Source organism: Rhodanobacter sp. TND4EL1 (assembly GCF_054061035.1).
Window position 1 is genome coordinate 848,069 of record NZ_JBSSDT010000002.1, and the last position, 17,967, is coordinate 866,035.

A 17,967-nucleotide genomic window follows, 5' to 3' on the forward strand; every position below is an offset into this window, starting at 1 on the left:
GGGCAGTGCCCGCCCTGCGGGGTTACGGCGCGCGCTTGAGCGCCAGCACGGCGTTGAGGCCACCGAACGCGAACGAGTTGGAGATTGCGGCGCGCACCGGCATTTCCCGCGCGACGTTGGGCACGTAATCGAGGTCGCAGGCCGGGTCGGGCTGGTCCAGGTTGGCGGTGGGCGGCACCACGCCGTCGCGCAGGGCGCCGATCACCGCGACCAGTTCCAGCGCGCCGGAGGCGCCCAGCGCATGACCGTGCATCGACTTGGTCGAGGACACGGCAACACGGTCGGCGTGCGCGCCGAAGGCGAGGCGGATCGCGCGGGTTTCGGTGACGTCGTTGGCCTGGGTTCCGGTGCCATGGGCGTTGATGTAGTCGACATCCTCCGCAGCCAGTCCGGCGTCGGCCAGCGCCTGACGCATCGCCGCGGAGGAACCCTCCGCGTTGGGCAGCACGATGTCGGTGGCGTCGGCGGTCATGCCGCTGCCGGCCAGCTCCGCCAGGATGGTGGCGCCGCGTGCCTGCGCATGTTCCATCGATTCCAGCACGAAGATGCCGGCGCCCTCGCCGAGCACCAGGCCGCGGCGATTGGCGCTGAACGGCCGGCAGGTGTCGTCGGCCAGTACGCGCATCGCTTCCCACGCGCGCAGCGCGCCGTAGGTCAGGCAGGCTTCGGTGCCGCCGGTGATGGCGACGTCTGCCAGACCCCAGCGGATCATCTGCGCCGCCTGGATGATCGCGTGGTTGGCCGAGGCGCAGGCGCTGGCTACGGCGAAGGTCGGCCCGCGCAATCCCCAGGCGATGCTGATCTGGCTGGCCGAGGCATTGGTCATCAGCCGCACGATGGTCAGCGGATGGGTGCGGCTGGCGTTTTCGGCGTACAGGCGCCGGCTTTGTTCGTCCTGGGTGGTCTCGCCGCCGACGCCGGTGCCCACGATCACCGCCGTGCGCAGGCCCAGCGCGTCGGTGCCGAAGTCCAGTCCGGACTGGTCAATCGCTTCGCGCGCCGCGTGCAGGGCGAATTCGGAAGTGCGATCGAGCAGGGGCAGGGTGCGCTCGTCGATACCCGTCGCCGGGTCGGAACTGGCTGGCACCTGGGCGGCAACTTTCACGCGCAGGCGGTCGGCATCCGGGTGCTGCAACGGCGCGATCGCGCTGCGACCTTCACGCAGGCCTTGCCACAAGGTTTCGGCGCCGATGCCGAGCGGGCTGATCGCACCCATGCCGGTAATCGCCACGCGACGCTGCGAAAGTTGGGACATCAGTGCGATCCTTCACTCGCGGCGGCCTTGTCATCCAGCCCCTTTTGCACGGCGTCGAGCAGGCTTTGCACGGTGTCGCTGTCGAAGTTGGCGCCTTGCTGGTCGGGGAAGCTGATGTTGAAGTGTTCCTCGATGTCGAAAATCAATTCGATCGCCTCCAGCGAGGCCACGCCAAGGTCCTTCAGGGTCGACTCGGGCGTGACCCGGGCGACCTCGACCTTGGCTTGCGCGGCGATGAGTTCAAATACCTGCTGCTGGATCGCTTCATTCATGGCGGCGAAATCCCTGGTGGTTGGCGATGTCATGTCCGGATCAGTCTAGGGTGGTTGTCTTACTCATGCCTTTCATTGCACAACTTGAACCCGATGCCCTGCTGGACCACTTCAGGGCGCACCCGCCCGCCGGCTTCACGGTGGACCGCTCGCCGCAGGGCATGCCCGGCTTCGTGGCGCCGTTCGACCTGCTGACCACGGCCGACGACGAGCTGCGGCGGCGCGTCACCGGAATGCCGGGATATCGCTGGTGGGGCGGCCTGCTGCGCTGGCGCACGCGCTTCGCCGGCACGACGGTGTCCGAATACGCGCCGATGCCGTCAGGCGTCGCGCCCGCCGTTCTGGCGCGCGATTTGAAGACCGCGTGGGGACGGCAATGCCGTTTGCTGATCGTGAAGGACATCGCGCTGGATTCGCCCCTGCTGAATGACGCCGGCAACACCCACGCGCGCGAGCTGGCCCGGGCGTGCGAGGCGCAGGGCTTCGTCTTGCTGGAAGGTCAGGCGCTGGCCTGGGTGCCGATCGACTTCGGCTCGAACGACGAGTACCTGGCACGGCTGTCGTCCGGCCGGCGCAAGAACATCAGGCGCAAGCTGCGCTCGCTGGACGATCTGCAGATCGAGGCGGTGCGGACCGGTGATGCACGCTTCGATGACGACGCCACCCTGGCCGCGTTTTACGCGCTGTTCGACAACGTCTACGCGCAAAGCGAAACCCACTTTGATCGCCTCGGTGCGGACTTTTTCCGTGCGGTCATGCGCGATGGCGCAAGCGGCGGCGTGATCTTCGTCTACCACCACGCGGGGCAGATGATCGGCTGGAATCTCTGTTACGAATACGGTGGCAAACTGATCGACAAGTACGTTGGCTTCGCCTACCCGCAGGCACGCGATCACAACCTGTACTTCGTCAGCTGGATGCACAACCTCGACTACGCGCGTCAGCGCGGACTCACCCATTACGTGGCTGGCTGGACCGACCCGCAAGTAAAGTCCTTCCTCGGGGCCAGCATGACCTTCACCCGCCATGCGGTGTATGCGCGCAATCCGCTGTTGCGCCTTTTGTTGCGCCGCGTGGGCAGGCATTTTGAAAGTGACCGCCAGTGGCAGGCCCGCGAGGAGGGCATCGATGACCGAGCTTGAACATCGTCCGGTGGTGCTGGACATCGACACCTCGGTCGGGCCGCTGCGCGACCGCCTGGTCTTGCCGCTCGAGCACTGGCAGGAGTCGATTCGCTTCGGCTGCTCGCTGGCGACCCTGCGGCGCTTCCGCACGATGCTGGATGAGCTGTTGCCCGCCCGCTACGGCACCGTCTTCACCGGCAGCGGCGACTTTCACCATCTCAGCTGGCCGCTGATCGAGCGGCTCCATGTGAACGAACCGTTCCAGGTGGTGGTGCTCGACAACCATCCGGACAACATGCGCTTCCCGTTCGGCGTGCATTGCGGTTCGTGGGTGCGCCGCGTGGCGATGTTGCCGCAGGTCAGCCACGTGCATGTGCTGGGCATCACCTCGACCGATATCGGCGCCGGCCATGCGTGGGAGAACTACCTGACCCCGTTGCGTCGCGACAAATTGAGCTACTGGAGCATCGGCGTGGACACCGGCTGGTCGCGCCGGCTCGGACTGGCGCATGCGTTCCACGGTTTCGACACGCCGCAGGCGATGGTCGATGCCTTCGTCGAAGCGCAACGCAGCCAGCGCGGGCCGAGCTATCTGTCGATCGACAAGGATGTGTTTGCCGCCGAGGTGGCGCAGACCAACTGGGACCAGGGCCGGCTGCTGGCCGAGCACGCGCTGGCCGTGATCGGCAGCCTGCAGCAGGGGCTGGTCGGCAGTGACATCAACGGCGAGGTTTCGCACTACCACTACCGCAGCTGGTGGAAGCGGCGGTTGTCGGCGATGGACGAACAGCCGCAGATCGATCCGGCGATGCTTGCCGAGTGGCAGGCGCAGCAACACGCGTTGAACCTGCAATTGCTGGCGGCGATTGCCAGCGTTTCCGGCTGAGTCAGGCCAACACTGCTTCCAGCGTGCGACAGATCGTGTCGAAGTCGTGGTCGTCCAGCCAGAGGCTGTTGCTGATGCTCATGCTGCGTGCGGCGAAGTCACGTGCACGCGATACGTCCTGCATCGGCACGATGGATGACAGATAGGCGTAGTCGGGCAGCGCGTGGATGAACAGGCGGCTGACTCCCATACCGGCGGTCCACAGCTGCGTCAGCGCGGCATCGCGGCGTTGCTGGTCAGGCAGCAACAGCAGCAGGAACGGCCAGTTGCCCTGGGCGCCGGCTGGATCATCCATCACCTGGATGCCGTGGATCTGACGCAGTCGTGGCAGACGCTGTTGCGCCTGCGCGGACAGCTGGTCGAGAAACGCCGGCAGACGTCGGGCAGCCTGCGCGCCGACACCCTGGCGCCAGCGGCCGACCCGATGCAGCGGGATGGTCAGTGGAAAATCGTCGCCCACCGCCGCGACCGGATCACCGCGTCGCAGCGCGCGCCGCAATGGACGGCCATAGGCCAGTTGCAGTCCTCCCGGGCGGTACAGCGAGGCGTAGCCCAGCAGTTCAATGCTGCGTTGCCATTCGCGGACAAGACTGCGTGGCACGATGCGCGCGGCCGTGTGCGCGAGGTGCTCGCCCAGTGCTGGATCGTGCGCCAGCAAAAGCCCGCCTTCGTAGATCGACAATCCCTTGCCGGCGGCCAGACTGAAGAAGCCGATGTCGCCGGCCATGCCGACGCTGACGCCGTCGCTGCGCGCGCCCAACGCTTGCGCGGCATCCTCAATCACGTACGCGCCGACGCTGCGGGCGACGCTGAGCGCGTCCTCGACAGCGGCCACGCGGCCGGCCAGATGGGTGGGGATGATCGCCAGCGTGCGTTCGTCGCAGGCCGCGCGCAGGGCAACGGGATCCATGTCGTAGTGATCGGGGCGCAGATCGCACAGCTGCAGTTCGAGCCCGGCCGCATGCACGGCAATCGCCACCAGCGGACAGGTGAACGCCGGCACGACCACACGGCGGCGTTGCGGGTGGCGTTCGCGCAACGTGGTCAGCGCGATCAGCAGGCACGCGGTGCCGGAACACTCCAGCTGCAACGGCGGCGTACCCAGTTGCGCCGCGATATCGGCGGCCAGCGTTGGTGTACCGGGGCGCAGATCACCCAGTCGCAGCGGCAGGCCGGCGGTGGGTGGCAGTTCGTGGCGTCGACGGAGCAACATGGGCGCAGCGTAGCGGAGCGCTCAGGCTTCTGCCGGAGCGGGCTCCGCCTCGGGCTCGTGTTCGCGGCTTTCCGCCAGGCCAAGGCAGACGATGCCCGCGATGATCGCAATGGCCCCCAGCACGCGGGCGAGCGTGAGGTGTTCGTCGAACAGCCAGATCGACAGCAGCATCACCGAGACCACTTCCAGATGCGAGGCGGCGAAGGCGGGTCCGATCGGCGCGTGTTTCAGCAACGCCATCCAGGTGAAGAACGCACCGACGTAGCCGATCACCGCACCGTAGATCCAAGGCTGGCCGAACACGCGCAGCAGCCATGCCACGCTGGCCTGCACCGGCAGCGCCTGGGTGCCGGCATATTTGAAACTGATCTGCGCCAGCGTGTCGAAGGCCATCAGCAGCAGGAAGCCGAACAGGTAGAAACGCTTCATCCGGCCAACCCCACGATAGCCACGCCCAGCGTCACCAGCGCGATGCCGATGACGCGCAACCGGGTCAGTTTCTCACCGAACAGGAAGCGTCCGGCCACCATGATCGCCACGATGTTGATCGAACCCAGCAACACGCCCTCGGACAATGGAATCAGCGACAGGAACGCGATCCACACCAGAAACTCGATCACGTAGCAGGCGACGCCGAGCCACAGCCACGGACGAGCTGCCATGTGTTTCCAGCGTGCCAGCCCGTCGCCCGCCGCGGGGTCGCCGGCGGCGGCCTTGAAGGCGAGCTGGCCACCGGTGTCGAGCACGATATTGAGCAGCCACAGGCTGACCACCAGGGCGGAGAGGGAGCCGGTCACGGACATGCTCAGGCAGCGATGCGCTGGGTGGTGCCGGCCGCGACCACGCGATCGAAGAACGCGGCCGAATGATCGATCAGGGTGCGCCGTTGCTTGTCGATGGTGATCATGTGGTAGCTGTCGTCGAGCAGCAGCAGTTCGGTGCGGGCGTTGACCCCGCGGACCACCAGTTCGGCATTCTTCACGCTGGCCACGTCGTCCTCGCTGGCGTGTGCCACCAGGCAGGGCGCGGTCACTTGCGGCAACTGGTGGCGCACTTCGGCGGCGAGACCATACATCTCGGCGAGCGAATACCACGGGTTGCCGGGCAGGCCGGCGGCGGCGCTGTCGCCGCTGAGCATCGCCGTGCTGACCTGCGCGCGCAGGCGCTCGTCGCGGATGCCATACGGTGGTTGTTCCATGAAGCTGCGGTGGCGACCGATGCCGAGTTTCTTCAACAGCGGCAGCAGGAACGACAGGCGAGCCATGCGCGGAATGCTCCAGCCGTCGTAACGGAAGGTCGCGCCATACACGCCCACGCCGGCGATCTGTTGCGGTCGATCCGCGGCCAGCTTCAGCGCCAGCAGGGCGCCCATCGACAGGCCGCCGACGAACAAATGGTCAACCTTGGCGAGCATCTCGTCGGCCGCCGCTTCCACGCTGGCGTACCAGTCGCGCCACCCGGTGGCGAGCAGGTCCTCGGCGTTGCCGCAGTGTCCGGCCAGCTGCATGCCGTGCACCGTGAAGCCGGCCTTGTTCAAGCCTTTGCCGAGCAGCCGCATTTCCATCGGCGTGCCGGTGAGGCCGTGGATCAGCAACACGCCGCTGCGGCCACCCTCGAAAAAGAAGTCGGTTTGCTGGATCACTCGGTCGTCCTGAGTTCTGCGCGGCGAGCTGGAAGTGCTCGTCATTGTCTGCTGGAGAGAGTGCCAGAACGCGGTTTCCTCAGTCTTTCGGGCGTGTGGTGGCAGTGACTGGCTTGGCGCCGAAGCGCACGATCACCCGCTGGCCGATACGCAGGTCTTGCGGCTGGTCGAAGGCGAGCACGCATTCCACGGTGCGGGCGTTGGCGCGAACCTGCGGATCATTCTCGAGCTGGGCCGGGCCGTAGACTTGGCCGATGCGCAGCACGTGCGCTTGCCAGGGGGCGTGCTTGTCGGCACTGTCGGCCACGATTTCAGCGGGCATGCCCGGCTGGATCGCGCCGACGAAGCTTTCGTTGAGTTCGGCGCGAACGATCCGCGGCTTGTTCGGCAGCAGCACGAACAGCGGCCCCGCGGCAGGGGACACACTGGCGCCGGGCTGGGCGGCTACCCGGATCACCTCGGCATCGAACGGCGCAAACAGGCTGCGCTGCTTCAGTTCGTAGCGGGCTTCGTCCAGCTTCTGGCTGGCGATGTCGGTGGTGGCACGGTTGGCCTGCCGATCGGCGTCGAGCACGGCGGCGGCCTCGCGTGCGTCATCCGCGCTCTGGCCATCGCCCGCGCCGGCGGCGACCGCGGCAGCGAGGCGTTGCGCACGCTGTTTGGCCGCGGCCTGCTTGATGTCGAGCAGCTTCGATTGCGCCTGCGCCTGTTCCAGATCCGCCTGGGCTCCCGCCACGGCAAGCCTGGCCGGCTCGGTATCCAGCGTGGCCAGCAGCTGTCCTTGCTTGACCTGTTCGCCCTCGTGCACCGCAACCGTGGCCAAGATGCCCTCGCGCGGCATGGTGAGATTGAGCAACCCGCCTTCAATGTCGATCCGGCCACGGGCCACCGCGGCATAGGTGGATGCGCTCTGGGTGGTGCCCGCTGGCGGCGCATCGGCGGCGGAGCAGCCGGCGAGCAGCGTGGCGCCGGCCAGGGCGAAACAACCAAAGCGGATCCGCCGTGACAGGCGCCGGGATGGAGCGGAGGCGTGCGGCTTCATGATGGGGTTTCCTCGGAATCGGAAGGTGGCGCCCGGTTGCGCCGGTCGCTGAGGATGCGGCCGTCTTCCATCGCCAGCACGCGGTCGGCGTGCACGACCAGGCGTGGATCGTGGCTGACACACAGCACCGTGGTGCCGTGCGAGTGTGCGATGCGGTGCAGGAGGTCGATGATGATCTGGCCGTTGGCGGCATCGAGCGCGCTGGTCGGCTCGTCGGCGAACAGCAGTTCCGGTTGCTTGGCCAGCGCGCGGGCGATCGCCACGCGTTGCTTCTCTCCACCGGACAGCTCCGAAGGACGCAGCCGCATGCGTTGCGCCAGCCCGACTTCTTCCAGCGATTGCTGCGCGCGCCGACGCGCCTCGCTGCGGGTGAGTCCCATGTGGTTCAGCGGCAGCTCGACCTGCTCGAACGCGCTGAGCGCGGGGAACAGATTGAAGCCCTGGAACACGAAGCCGGTATGCTGCAGGCGGAAGCGCTCCAGGGCGCGCAGGTCCAGCTGACCCAGGTCGCTGCCGAGCGCATGCACCTGGCCGCCATCGACCCGCTGCAGGCCGCTGAGGATCGCCAGCAACGTACTCTTGCCGCAGCCGGAGGGGCCCGAGATCAGGGTCAGTTCGGCCGCTTCAATGCCCAGCGAGAGCCGGTCGAGCACCTGCGTGCGCTGGTGGCCGGAGACGAATGCCTTGCTGACATCGCTGGCCTGCAGGGCCGACGGACGTGCCGGGTTGATGGCGTCGCTGGAAGGCATCGTGCTCATCTCAGCAAGGTGGCCGGATCGGCGCGGCGCAGGCTGCGCATGGCGGCCAGTCCGGAGACGGCGGCCAGGCCCATGACCAGTGCGATGCAGATCAGCGCGGCCGGGACGCTCAACACCACCGGCACATCCTGGCCGCGCGCAAGCAGCAGCAGCACGATACCCAGCACGCTGGCTCCGAGCAGGCCCAGCGCACCGACCCAGAAGGCCTGTTCCAGCACCACCTTGCGCAACGCACCCACACCCACGCCGAGCGCATTGAGGGTGGCGTATTCACGGATCGAACCGTTGACGGCGGCGATCAGGGTCTGGCTGGTGATCGCGGCGCCGACCAGGAAGACGATGCCGGCAAGGAACATCACGCCGGCGCCGGCGCCGGTGTCGAACAGCCAGTAGTGCACCGATTGCCGTGCAAAGTCGCCGGCGCTCCAGGCCGTGTACGGGCCGAACGACGTCGCACCGCGCAGGCGTTGCGCCACCGCGTCGGCCTGGTTGGGGTCGCGCAGGCTCGCCACCAGGTAGGTCGGGCCGTTGTCGGTCACGTCATTGTCGAGTTGTCGGGCGGTATTCAGCGAGCACAGCACGTTGACGCCGCCCAGTGCGCGCAGCCCGCTGCTGATGCCGACCACGTGCACAGGATGGCCATTGATGGTGGCGCTCTGGCCAATGTCGACGCCCAACTGGTCCAGCGCGGAACGGTCGATGATGATGGCGTCCGGTTCGGCCAGGCGGGCGCGCAGTGCGGGCGGCAGAGCTTTCGAGAACATCAGGCCGTCAGCCGCCGGGTCGATGCCCGAGACGAACACCGACACACCGCCGGTTTCGCGTGGCCCGCGCCAGTCGCCGTCGACCCACAGATACGGTTCGACCCGCTGTACCTGCGGGTCCATCAGGATGTGCGACTGGATATCGGCGTCGATCGAACGACCCAGCCCGACGCTCTGGGTGCCGGGATAGCCGACCCAGACATCGGCGGACGAACCGGTGACGTACAGGCTGGTGCTGCCGAAGATGCCCAATACCAGGGCGATCTGCAGCAATTGCAGCAGGCCGGCAAAGCCGACCGCCAGCATCGCCGGCAGGAAACGTCGCCATTCGTAGATCAGCGTCTTGCGAGCGAGAGCGACCATCAGTGCGTCGCCTCGGCAGCCGCGTCGGCATGCACGGCTCCCTCCGTCTCGTCCGGATCGCCAGCGGCGGGCAGCGGTGCGCCGCCAAGTGCCTTGAACAACGCGACGTAGGCAAGGTCATGCCCGGCACGTGCCTCGGCCAGGTCGATGGCGGCCTGGTCCACGGCGAGCTGGCTTTCGTTGCGATCGAGCGGGCTGGCCAGTTGCAGCGCAGCCCGCTTTTGCATCGTTTGATCGGCCCGTTGCAATGCCTGCCAGGCCTGCAGGCTGTGCTGTTCGCGCAAACGTTGCTGCTGCACGCTGCCGAGCGCGGTTTGCACTTCGCCCACGCCCTGCAACACGGCCTGCCGGTAAGCCAGCACGCTGGCTTTCAACTGGTGATCCCTGGCGTGTTCCTCAGCCAGCCGGATGCCCCAGTCGAACAGCGGAATGCTTATTTCGGGTCCGAACGATTCAATGGCGTTGGGTGTGGTGGTGTGGCGGCGATTGTTGTTGATGTCGGTGGACCAGTCGATCGAGCCGCCGAGACCGATGCGTGGGAAGCGATCGGCATGGGCGGTGGCCAACTCGCCCGCCGCGGTCAGCACGTCGGCTTCGGCACGGGCGATCTCCGGTCGGCTGCGCAACAGGTCGGCCGGGGCGCTGTCGATTTTCCAACTGCCCAGCTCGGGCAGTGAGCCTGGCTGCAGCGTCGCCGGGTCGGGATGGTTCTGGCCGAGCAGGACGGCCAGTCGCCATGCGCTGGCATGGATCGCCTCGCGGGGCGCGATGAGCGCCGACTCGGCCTGCGCAAGCGCGGCCTGTGCCCGGTCGGTCGCGTCGGGCGCGGTCAGCTGGAGCCGCTGCCGGGTCTGCATCAGCTGCAGCGCATGCCGGCGCGACTCACTGATCCGCTGCAACAGCTGCTCTTGCTGCTGCGCGGTGCGCAAGTTGATCCATTCGCGTACCACCTCGGCCACCAGGGTTACGCGGGCAGCCCGCAGGTCGGCGATGCCGGCGTCGAGCTGGCCCTGTGCCTGGCGCCGGGTTCCCTCGGCGCGGCCGAACAAGCCAAGCTCCCAGCTGGCATCGAAGCCGATCAGGAAATACGAGGCACTGGCGTCGGGATCGATCACGTCGTTGGTGCTGACACGCAGCGCCGGCAGGTAGCGTGCGCCGGAGCGCGAGTGGATGGCGCGCACGGCACGCAGCCGTTCGACGGCCTGTGCGAGGTCGAGGTTGTCAGCCAGCGCGCGCTCGACGAGGGCGTCAAGCGCGGGATCGTTGAAGTTGCGCCACCAGCTGTGCAGGTCGACGGGGTGGGCCGAGCTGCTCGCGATCTCACCTTGCCATTGTGCGGGGATCGGCGGGTCCAGCCGCGGCAGCGGTGCGGCGCAACCGCCCAGCATGGTGAGCGCGGCGGCAGATAGCCAGAGCCGCCAGCGATCTCTCCATGCGGTCTTGGTCAGTCGGTGTGGCACGGTGCGCGAATTCCCTGGGATGTGTCCGTGGGTTGGCATGATTGTGGCAGGGAAATCTTTCTTTCCACTTTGCAATGATACCGAGCAAAGGGTTCATGCCGGTTAACTGCCTTGAAGGTTGTCGTCCATGTGTGGGGCGTAATGCGAGGCAGTCGGGGGAAAACACACCTCCACACGCAGGCCGTGCGGCTCGACCCGTTCGCAAGTCAGGCTGGCATGGTGCCGCCTGGCGATGCGCTTGACGATGGCCAGGCCCAGTCCGCTGCCTTCCTCATTGTTGCCGGCAGCGCGGAAAAAACGTTCGCTCAAGCGCGGCAACAGCTCGGCCGGCACACCGGGGCCGTTGTCCTCGACACTGAGACTGGTACTGCCATCGGCGTGCCCGCGCAGCTTGACGGTGACCACGCTGCCGCGGCCTGCATAGCGCACCGCGTTGTCGATCAGGTTGTCCAGCAGATCGCTGAGGCTGGCGGCGTCGCCGATGATGGGCCGCGCCTGGGGGGCACCTTCGTAGCCGAGATCCACGCCGGCCCGGATCGCTTCATGAACGCGCTGCGCCACCGCTTCGGGAATCAGTCGGGCCAGATCGAGCAGCCGATTCTCTCCGGTGTCCAGTGTCGGTGCCTGCGCGCGGGTCAGTGCCAGCAATTGCGTCGAGGTTCGCGTGGCCCGCCGGGTCAAGCGCTGGATGTGCTGGAGTGCGTCGTTCACCGTTTCGGGTCGCGGGTCCGCCAGGGCGTGCTCGACGTGCAGACTCAGGCCGGTCAGCGGCGTGCGCAACTGGTGGGCGGCGTCGGCGATGAACCGGTCGTGCAGCGCCAGCATGTTGCGCAGGCGACCGAACAACGCATCGATGGTCTGCGTCAGCGGCTGGATTTCCGCAGGTACATCGTCAGCGTCGATGGGGGTCAGTTCGTGGCCGCGCGCGGCCAGCCTCGCGGTCAGCGGATCCAGCACGCGCAGGCCGCGACCCACGCCGAACCAGACCAGCGAAAGCACGCAGACGATCAGCAAGGTCTGCATCACCGTCGCCAGCAGCAGGATGTCACGGGCCTGCTGGTGACGGTCATGCAGGGTTTCGGCAAAGGTGATGATCAAGTTGTTGCCGGGGTCCTGGATGGCCGCGACCTGCACGGTGGCGGCTCGCAACGGACGCTTTGCCAGATGCGTGTCATACAGCGTCGGACGCGCCCCGATTGGCGGTATCTCTGCGGGTTGAGGCAAGGCGCCATTGCCCGCCAGCAGACCGCGCCGCTTGCTGCGCACGCTGAAATAGCTGCGGCCCGACGGATCGTATTCCAGCAGGAAGCGCGCCTGCGGCGACAGTTCGTCGCCCGGTTGTTGATCGCTCACCATGGTGGCCAGTGTCTGCGCGTCTTCGCGCAGATCCTGGTCGTGCACCCGGTTGGAATAGGTGAGTGCCACGCCGTAACTCAACATCGCATCCAGCAGCAGCAGAATGCCCATGGGCACCAGCAACAGCAGCAGCAAACGCCGACGCAGGCTGGGTCGGAAGGAATGAGCACGAGGCGATTTCATGGAGAAGGGTTTCCTGCTTCGTCCACTTCCTCCAGCAGATAGCCAAGCCCGCGGATGGTGCGCACGCCCGTGCCACTGGCGCGCAACTTGCGGCGCAGACGATGGATGGCGATGTCGAGCCCGTTGTCGGTCAGCTCCTGGTCCCATTCGCACAGGGCGGCCACCAATTGCGCCCGGCTGGTCACCCGATCGGCACGCAGCGCAAGCGCCTCCAGCAGACCGAACTCGCGCGCGGTCAGCTCCAGCGGGGTCTGTTCGATCCAGGCGCGATGACCGGGCAGATCCACCCGCAGTCGGCCCAGCTGCAGTTCCGGCTTGCCCTGGCTGCTGGCGCGTCGGAGCAGGGCGCGCACGCGCGCCTCGAATTCGGCCAATGCAAACGGCTTCACCAGATAGTCGTCGGCGCCCAGGTCGAGTACGCGGATGCGTTCGGCCAGACCATCGCGTGCGGTGATCACCAACACCGGCATGCTGGTGCCGCGGCTGCGCAGCCGCTTGAGCACCTCGCTGCCATCAAGCCCGGGCAGGCCAAGGTCCAGCACCAGCAGGTCGTAATCGTGGTCGCGCAGGGCCGCGTCGGCCAGATTGCCGCGCGCGGCATGGTCCACGGCGTGACCGCCATGGCGCAACGACGCACAGATGCCCTCGGCGATGGAGGAGTCGTCCTCGGCCAGCAGAATACGCATCGGATACTCCCGAGGTGGATGAATGCAGCGTGCGGCCGTGCGTCACGGCCGCGAGTAGTTGCGATTGATTCTTGTTTACGGTTTAATGCCGGATATTCAGGGCGATCGGAATGCAAGATTCTGCGCTCATCCAGACCCTGCCTGTGCGCCACAGTTCCCGGCGCAACCGGCGGCGCGCGAAACACGGACAACCATGGGTCAGCTGCAAAATCCTGCCGAACCGCTTCAATTGCAACGCCGCGCGTTCTGGATGCGGCAATTGCACCAGTGGCACTGGATCAGTTCGGCATTGTGCCTGATCGCTCTTTTGTTGTTCGCGCTTACCGGCATCACGCTGAATCATGCGGCGCAGGTCGAGGCTACACCCCAGGTGAGCCATCGCCAGCTGACCTTGTCGACGTCGCTGCGTGCGGCGATCGCCGGCGATGACGAGCGCAAGGCGGCGCTGCCTTCTTCCGTGGCTGCCTGGCTGGACGAGAAGCTGCACGACCATGTCGCTGGTCGCACGGCGGAGTGGTCGGCGGACGAGATCTACCTGTCATTGCCGCGCCCTGGTGGCGATGGCTGGCTCAGCATTGATCGCGCCAGTGGCGCCGTCGAGTACGAGCTGACCCGGCGTGGTGCGATCGCCTATCTCAACGACCTGCACAAGGGACGTCATGCGGGCGCGGCCTGGAGCTGGTTCCTCGATGTCTTCGCGCTGGCCTGCCTGGTCTTCGCGATCACCGGCTTGTTCCTGCTGAAATTCCACGCCACGCGGCGCACCTCCACCTGGCCGCTGGTGGCGCTGGGTCTGGTGTTGCCGGTACTGCTGGCACTGATCTTCATCCATTGAACGGAATGTCCCCATGCGCCGTGTGTTGCTTGCCTGTCTCGTCCTGATCATCACCAGCCCGCTGGCGGCGGCCGAGCTGAACCTCACGGTGCAGATTCGCGAACAGAAAGTGGCCGAATACCACCGGCCGTACGCCGCGATATGGATCGAGCGCGCCGACCACAGCGTGGCCGCCCAGTTGGCCGTCTGGTACGCGCAGAAGGACAGCAAGGAAGGCGCCGGCAGCAAATGGTTGCCCGACTTGCGCCAGTGGTGGCGGCGCGGTGGCCGCGAGATCTCGCTGCCAGTGGACGGCGTGTCCGGCGCCACCCGCCCGGCTGGGCAACACCAGCTGAAATTCGCCAGCGGCCAGGCGCCGCTGGGCACCTTGGCTGCAGGTGATTACACCCTGGTGGTCGAGGCTGCGCGCGAAGTCGGTGGACGCGAGGTGGTGCGCGTGCCGTTCAGCTGGCCGGGCGCCGCCCCGCAACACCTGGCGGCGCAGGGCAGCAGCGAACTCGGCGCGGTCAGCCTGGACATCAACCCATGAACCCGACCCACACCTTGCCTGGAGCGAACATGCACAAGCGCACGCTGAAATGGATCATCCTTGCCGCCGCGATCGCCACGCCACTGGCCGCGTCGGCGCACAAGATGTGGCTGCTGCCATCGGCGACCAACGTCGCCGGCGCCGATCCGTGGGTGACGGTGGATGCGGCCATCTCCAACGACCTGTTCCATCCCGATCACCACGCCGCATCGCTCGACCAGTTGGTGATCACCGCGCCGGATGGCCAGACGGCCAAACCGGCCAGCGAAGCCACCGGCAAATTTCGCAGCGTGTTCGACCTTCAGTTGACCCAGCAGGGAACCTACAAGCTGGCGCTGGTCAATCAGGGCCTGTTTGCCAACTATGAAATGGACGGCCAGAAGAAGCGCTGGCGCGGCACCGCAGACGAACTGGCGACGGCGATTCCCAAGGCCGCGAGGAACGTCCAGGTGACGGCGTCCAGCACCCGGGTGGAAACGTTTGTCAGCAACGGCAAACCGAACGACGCGGCGTTGAAGCCCAGCGGGCAGGGACTGGAACTGGTCCCGCTTACCCACGTCACCGATCTGGTCGCGGGCGAGCCGGCCCGGTTCCAGCTGCTGCTGGACGGCAAGCCTGCTGGCGACCTCAAGGTCACCGCGATCGCCGGTGCCACGCGCTACCGCAATGCGCAGGATGAGCTGAGCGTCCAGACCGGCAAGGACGGCAAGTTCCAGTTCACCTGGCCGCACGCGGGAATGTACTGGATCAACGCCTCCGTCCAGGACAACCACAGTGGCACCAAGCTGGCCAGCAAGCGGCGCGCGTCGTACACGGCCACGCTTGAGGTGTTGCCCGAGTAAGCGTGATGTCGCTTCCACGTCTGGCCGTCTGCCTGTCGTTGCTGTGGGTGATCGCTGCGTCGGCCGTGGCGGCGCCACTGCCGCAGCTGGCCGGCCGCACCATGGGCACCACCTGGTCGGTGCGACTGCTGCTGCCGCCGTCCCGCTCGGTGCAGACCCTGCAGCACGGCATCCAGGCCGAACTGGATCGCGTCGACGGGCAGATGAGCACGTACCTGCCGCAGTCGGATCTGTCGCGCTTCAACCGCGCGCCGGCAGGCAGCTGGCAGGCCCTGCCCGTGGAGTTCTTCAGCGTGTTGCAGCATGCGTTGCAGGTGGCGAAGGACAGCGACGGCGCTTACGACCCCACGGTCGGACCACTGGTGAACCTGTGGGGCTTCGGTCCCGACCGGCGAACGCGCCAGCCGCCCACGGATGCGGCGATCGCTGCAGCGAAGGAACGCGTCGGCTGGTGGAAGCTGAAACTGGATCCGGTGACCCGTCGCGCATGGCAGCCGGGCGGACTTGAGGTGGATCTGTCCGCCGCAGCCAAGGGTTATGGCGTCGACCAGGTCGGTCGCTACCTTCAGCGGATGGGCGTGACATCCTGGCTGGTCGAGGTCGGCGGCGAGCTGAAGGCACGCGGCCGCAAGCCCGACGGGTTGCCCTGGCGCGTCGGGATTGAACGACCGGACGCCGCGGCAGGTGCCGTGATCAACGCGGACGAACTGGTGGAAACGATCCAGCTGGTCGATCGGGCAATCGCCACTTCCGGCGATTACCGACACGTGTTCGAGGATCACGGGCAGTTCTATTCGCATCACATCGATCCGCGCAGCGGCTATCCGGTGGAGCACGAGCTCGCCTCGGTCAGCGTGCTGGCCGACGACTGCCTGCAGGCCGATCCGCTGGGTACCACGCTCAGTGTGCTCGGCGCGGAGCGGGGCATGGCCTACGCTCGCCAGCATGGTCTGGCCGTGCTGACGATCGTGCGCACGGCGCAGGGTTTCGAACAGCGCATGTCACCGGCCTTTGCCGAGGAGCTGCGACCATGAATCCGCTCGAAGCGATGACGGCGAAACGTGCAGCGGTCAGCAGTGCGCTGCTGCTGGGTGCGTTCGGCCTGCTCTGCGCGCTGCTCCTGCTGCTGCAGGTGGATGACCTGACCTGGCGCGATCCGGGCAGCAAGCGCTGGCTGGCCTGTGCGTTGGTGACCCTCGCGTGGTTCGCCCTGTCTGGCTGGCTGCGCTATCGGCGGGTGCCGGTCCGCGGCAAGCCGACCGGGCTGCTTGATGTGGCGGTGACTCCGGCGGGCGCGGGCGCCGCCCATGCTGCCGGTGTCGCGCGTGCCGTGCCGGTGGACGTCGCGGTACGGGTGATCTACGCCAGCCAGACCGGTTTCGCCGAACAGCTGGCGCGACAGACCCTGCAGAGCCTGCAGGCTGCCGGCATCTCGGCGCGCGTCGATGGCATCGACAGCATCACGGTCGACCAACTGCGCGAATCCGGGCGCGTGCTCATCGTCGCCAGCACCACCGGCGACGGTGAGCCGCCGGACATGGCGCAGGCCTTCAGCCGACTGTCGATGCAGAAGCCGGCAGCGCTCGCCGGTTTGCGCTACGGCCTGCTTGCGCTGGGCGACAGCGATTACGAAGATTTCTGCGGCTTCGGCCGGCAACTCCAACGCTGGCTGCAGGCCAGTGGGGCACGGGCGCTGTTCGATCCGGTGGAAGTGGACAGTGAGGACGAAGCGAGCCTGCGCCACTGGCAACATCACCTGGCGATGCTGACCGGTGTCAGTGATCTGCCCGACTGGCAGGCACCGAAGTATCAGCGCTGGCGCCTGACGGAACGTCGCCTGCTCAATGCAGGCAGCATCGGCGAGCCGTGCTTTCACCTGGCGCTGCAACCGTGGCATGGCAGCGCGAACTGGCAGGCCGGCGATCTGGTCGAGATCGGCCCCCGTCATCCGGCGCAGCGGGTGGCGGCCTGGTTGGCGACGCAGGAACTGGATGGCCGCGTACCGGTGTCGTACGAAAAGGAGCGATTGCCGTTGGCTGACCTGCTGGCACGCAGCCGGCTGCCCGACGCCGATGAGGTCGACGGGCTGGATGCGCAGGCGGTTGCCGCACTGCTGCAGCGCCTGCCACATCGGGAGTACTCGATTGCCTCGCTGCCGGAAGACGGCGCGCTCCACTTGCTGGTGCGCCAGATGCGTGGTCGGGGTGGCTACCTCGGCCTGGGGTCGGGCTGGCTCACCCAGCACGCGCCCGTCGGCACCGAGATTGCCTTGCGCGTGCGCAGCAACCCGAACTTCCGTGCCCCACGCGATGGACGGCCGATGATCCTGATCGGCAACGGTACCGGCCTGGCCGCACTGCGCGCCTTGCTGAAGGCACGCATTGCAGCTGGTCACCGGCGCAACTGGCTGTTGTTCGGCGAACGACACGCGGCACACGACTACCTCTATCGCGAGGAGATCGAAGACTGGATCGCGCAGGGCCGGATCGAGCGCGCCGATTTTGCGTGGTCGCGCGACCAGGCCGAACGCATCCATGTGCAGCAGCGTTTGCGCGAGGCGGGCGGCGAACTGATCCGTTGGGTCGACGCCGGCGCGGCCATCTATGTCTGCGGCAGTCTCGACGGACTCGCCCCCGGCGTCGACGAGGTATTGCACGACGTGCTGGGGGCCGCGAAGGTCGACCAACTGCGCGAACAGGGGCGCTATCGGCGCGACGTGTACTGACCAGGCAAGCCCTGGTGCGGCAGGAACTTTCG

Annotated in this window: 19 protein-coding genes; 7 read left to right on the top strand and 12 right to left on the bottom strand. The window is 67.0% G+C overall.

Annotated elements, in window-relative coordinates; genetic code table 11:
• Positions 1 to 22: 22 nt before the first annotated feature.
• Together ACVWWQ_RS10380 and ACVWWQ_RS10385 are read right to left on the bottom strand one after the other, a co-directional pair.
• Positions 23 to 1,255 (bottom strand): beta-ketoacyl-[acyl-carrier-protein] synthase family protein, encoded by a 1,233-nt coding sequence (locus tag ACVWWQ_RS10380; protein WP_457383385.1) that lies wholly within the window; start codon positions 1,253 to 1,255, stop codon positions 23 to 25.
• Positions 1,255 to 1,527 carry a phosphopantetheine-binding protein gene (locus tag ACVWWQ_RS10385; protein WP_099653676.1) on the bottom strand — a complete coding sequence of 91 codons (273 nt, stop codon included), beginning with the start codon at positions 1,525 to 1,527 and terminating at the stop codon, positions 1,255 to 1,257. The genes ACVWWQ_RS10380 and ACVWWQ_RS10385 overlap by 1 nt, the downstream gene beginning before the upstream one ends.
• A 65-nt stretch (positions 1,528 to 1,592) precedes the next feature.
• On the opposite strand from ACVWWQ_RS10385, the gene ACVWWQ_RS10390 reads away from it, so the two are divergent.
• Both ACVWWQ_RS10390 and ACVWWQ_RS10395 read left to right on the top strand, forming a co-directional pair.
• Positions 1,593 to 2,669, top strand: a complete 1,077-nt coding sequence (locus tag ACVWWQ_RS10390; protein ID WP_133947593.1) for a GNAT family N-acetyltransferase — start codon at positions 1,593 to 1,595, stop codon at positions 2,667 to 2,669.
• Positions 2,656 to 3,537, top strand: a complete 882-nt coding sequence (locus tag ACVWWQ_RS10395) for an arginase family protein (RefSeq protein WP_133947591.1) — start codon at positions 2,656 to 2,658, stop codon at positions 3,535 to 3,537. Before ACVWWQ_RS10390 ends, ACVWWQ_RS10395 begins: the two co-directional genes overlap by 14 nt.
• Before the next feature lies 1 nt (position 3,538).
• On the opposite strand, the gene ACVWWQ_RS10400 is transcribed toward ACVWWQ_RS10395, so the two are convergent.
• The 10 genes from ACVWWQ_RS10400 to ACVWWQ_RS10445 all read right to left on the bottom strand — a co-directional run bounded on the left by ACVWWQ_RS10400 (position 3,539) and on the right by ACVWWQ_RS10445 (position 13,004).
• Positions 3,539 to 4,750: a DegT/DnrJ/EryC1/StrS family aminotransferase gene (locus ACVWWQ_RS10400; protein ID WP_133947589.1), complete on the bottom strand. Its 1,212-nt coding sequence runs from the start codon at positions 4,748 to 4,750 to the stop codon at positions 3,539 to 3,541.
• A gap of 21 nt (positions 4,751 to 4,771) precedes the next feature.
• Positions 4,772 to 5,179, bottom strand: a complete 408-nt coding sequence (locus tag ACVWWQ_RS10405) for an EamA family transporter (RefSeq protein ID WP_099653672.1) — start codon at positions 5,177 to 5,179, stop codon at positions 4,772 to 4,774.
• Positions 5,176 to 5,553 carry an EamA family transporter gene (locus ACVWWQ_RS10410; RefSeq protein ID WP_099653671.1) on the bottom strand — a complete coding sequence of 126 codons (378 nt, stop codon included), beginning with the start codon at positions 5,551 to 5,553 and terminating at the stop codon, positions 5,176 to 5,178. Before ACVWWQ_RS10410 ends, ACVWWQ_RS10405 begins: the two co-directional genes overlap by 4 nt.
• Positions 5,554 to 5,555: 2 nt before the next feature.
• On the bottom strand, positions 5,556 to 6,392 hold the full coding sequence (locus ACVWWQ_RS10415) for an alpha/beta fold hydrolase (protein ID WP_133947587.1): 837 nt from the start codon (positions 6,390 to 6,392) through the stop codon (positions 5,556 to 5,558).
• Between the two features lie 79 nt (positions 6,393 to 6,471).
• The gene (locus ACVWWQ_RS10420; RefSeq protein ID WP_133947585.1) at positions 6,472 to 7,434 is read right to left on the bottom strand and encodes an HlyD family efflux transporter periplasmic adaptor subunit; all 963 of its coding nucleotides are present in this window, start codon (positions 7,432 to 7,434) and stop codon (positions 6,472 to 6,474) included.
• On the bottom strand, positions 7,431 to 8,183 hold the full coding sequence (locus tag ACVWWQ_RS10425) for an ABC transporter ATP-binding protein (RefSeq protein WP_208321588.1): 753 nt from the start codon (positions 8,181 to 8,183) through the stop codon (positions 7,431 to 7,433). The genes ACVWWQ_RS10420 and ACVWWQ_RS10425 overlap by 4 nt, the downstream gene beginning before the upstream one ends.
• A 5-nt stretch (positions 8,184 to 8,188) precedes the next feature.
• The gene (locus tag ACVWWQ_RS10430) at positions 8,189 to 9,319 is read right to left on the bottom strand and encodes an ABC transporter permease (RefSeq protein ID WP_133947581.1); all 1,131 of its coding nucleotides are present in this window, start codon (positions 9,317 to 9,319) and stop codon (positions 8,189 to 8,191) included.
• On the bottom strand, positions 9,319 to 10,779 hold the full coding sequence (locus ACVWWQ_RS10435) for an efflux transporter outer membrane subunit (RefSeq protein WP_457383386.1): 1,461 nt from the start codon (positions 10,777 to 10,779) through the stop codon (positions 9,319 to 9,321). Before ACVWWQ_RS10435 ends, ACVWWQ_RS10430 begins: the two co-directional genes overlap by 1 nt.
• Before the next feature lie 102 nt (positions 10,780 to 10,881).
• Positions 10,882 to 12,318, bottom strand: a complete 1,437-nt coding sequence (locus ACVWWQ_RS10440) for a sensor histidine kinase (RefSeq protein ID WP_099653665.1) — start codon at positions 12,316 to 12,318, stop codon at positions 10,882 to 10,884.
• Positions 12,315 to 13,004 carry a response regulator gene (locus tag ACVWWQ_RS10445; protein ID WP_133947579.1) on the bottom strand — a complete coding sequence of 230 codons (690 nt, stop codon included), beginning with the start codon at positions 13,002 to 13,004 and terminating at the stop codon, positions 12,315 to 12,317. The genes ACVWWQ_RS10440 and ACVWWQ_RS10445 overlap by 4 nt, the downstream gene beginning before the upstream one ends.
• Positions 13,005 to 13,197: 193 nt before the next feature.
• Here ACVWWQ_RS10445 and ACVWWQ_RS10450 point away from each other — a divergent pair, with 193 nt between their 5' ends.
• Genes ACVWWQ_RS10450 through ACVWWQ_RS10470 form a run of 5 tightly spaced genes read left to right on the top strand, consistent with a single transcriptional unit; the run spans position 13,198 to position 17,935 of the window.
• Positions 13,198 to 13,839 (top strand): PepSY-associated TM helix domain-containing protein, encoded by a 642-nt coding sequence (locus ACVWWQ_RS10450; protein WP_133947577.1) that lies wholly within the window; start codon positions 13,198 to 13,200, stop codon positions 13,837 to 13,839.
• Between the two features lie 13 nt (positions 13,840 to 13,852).
• Complete coding sequence (locus tag ACVWWQ_RS10455) at positions 13,853 to 14,368, top strand: DUF2271 domain-containing protein (protein WP_099653662.1); 516 nt, start codon at positions 13,853 to 13,855, stop codon at positions 14,366 to 14,368.
• A gap of 29 nt (positions 14,369 to 14,397) precedes the next feature.
• Positions 14,398 to 15,210, top strand: coding sequence for a DUF4198 domain-containing protein (locus ACVWWQ_RS10460; protein ID WP_133949260.1), 813 nt, complete (start codon positions 14,398 to 14,400; stop codon positions 15,208 to 15,210).
• Positions 15,211 to 15,215: 5 nt separating this feature from the next.
• Positions 15,216 to 16,244 (top strand): FAD:protein FMN transferase, encoded by a 1,029-nt coding sequence (locus tag ACVWWQ_RS10465; protein ID WP_133947575.1) that lies wholly within the window; start codon positions 15,216 to 15,218, stop codon positions 16,242 to 16,244.
• Positions 16,241 to 17,935 (top strand): diflavin oxidoreductase, encoded by a 1,695-nt coding sequence (locus tag ACVWWQ_RS10470; protein WP_133947573.1) that lies wholly within the window; start codon positions 16,241 to 16,243, stop codon positions 17,933 to 17,935. Before ACVWWQ_RS10465 ends, ACVWWQ_RS10470 begins: the two co-directional genes overlap by 4 nt.
• Positions 17,936 to 17,967 lie beyond the last annotated feature (32 nt).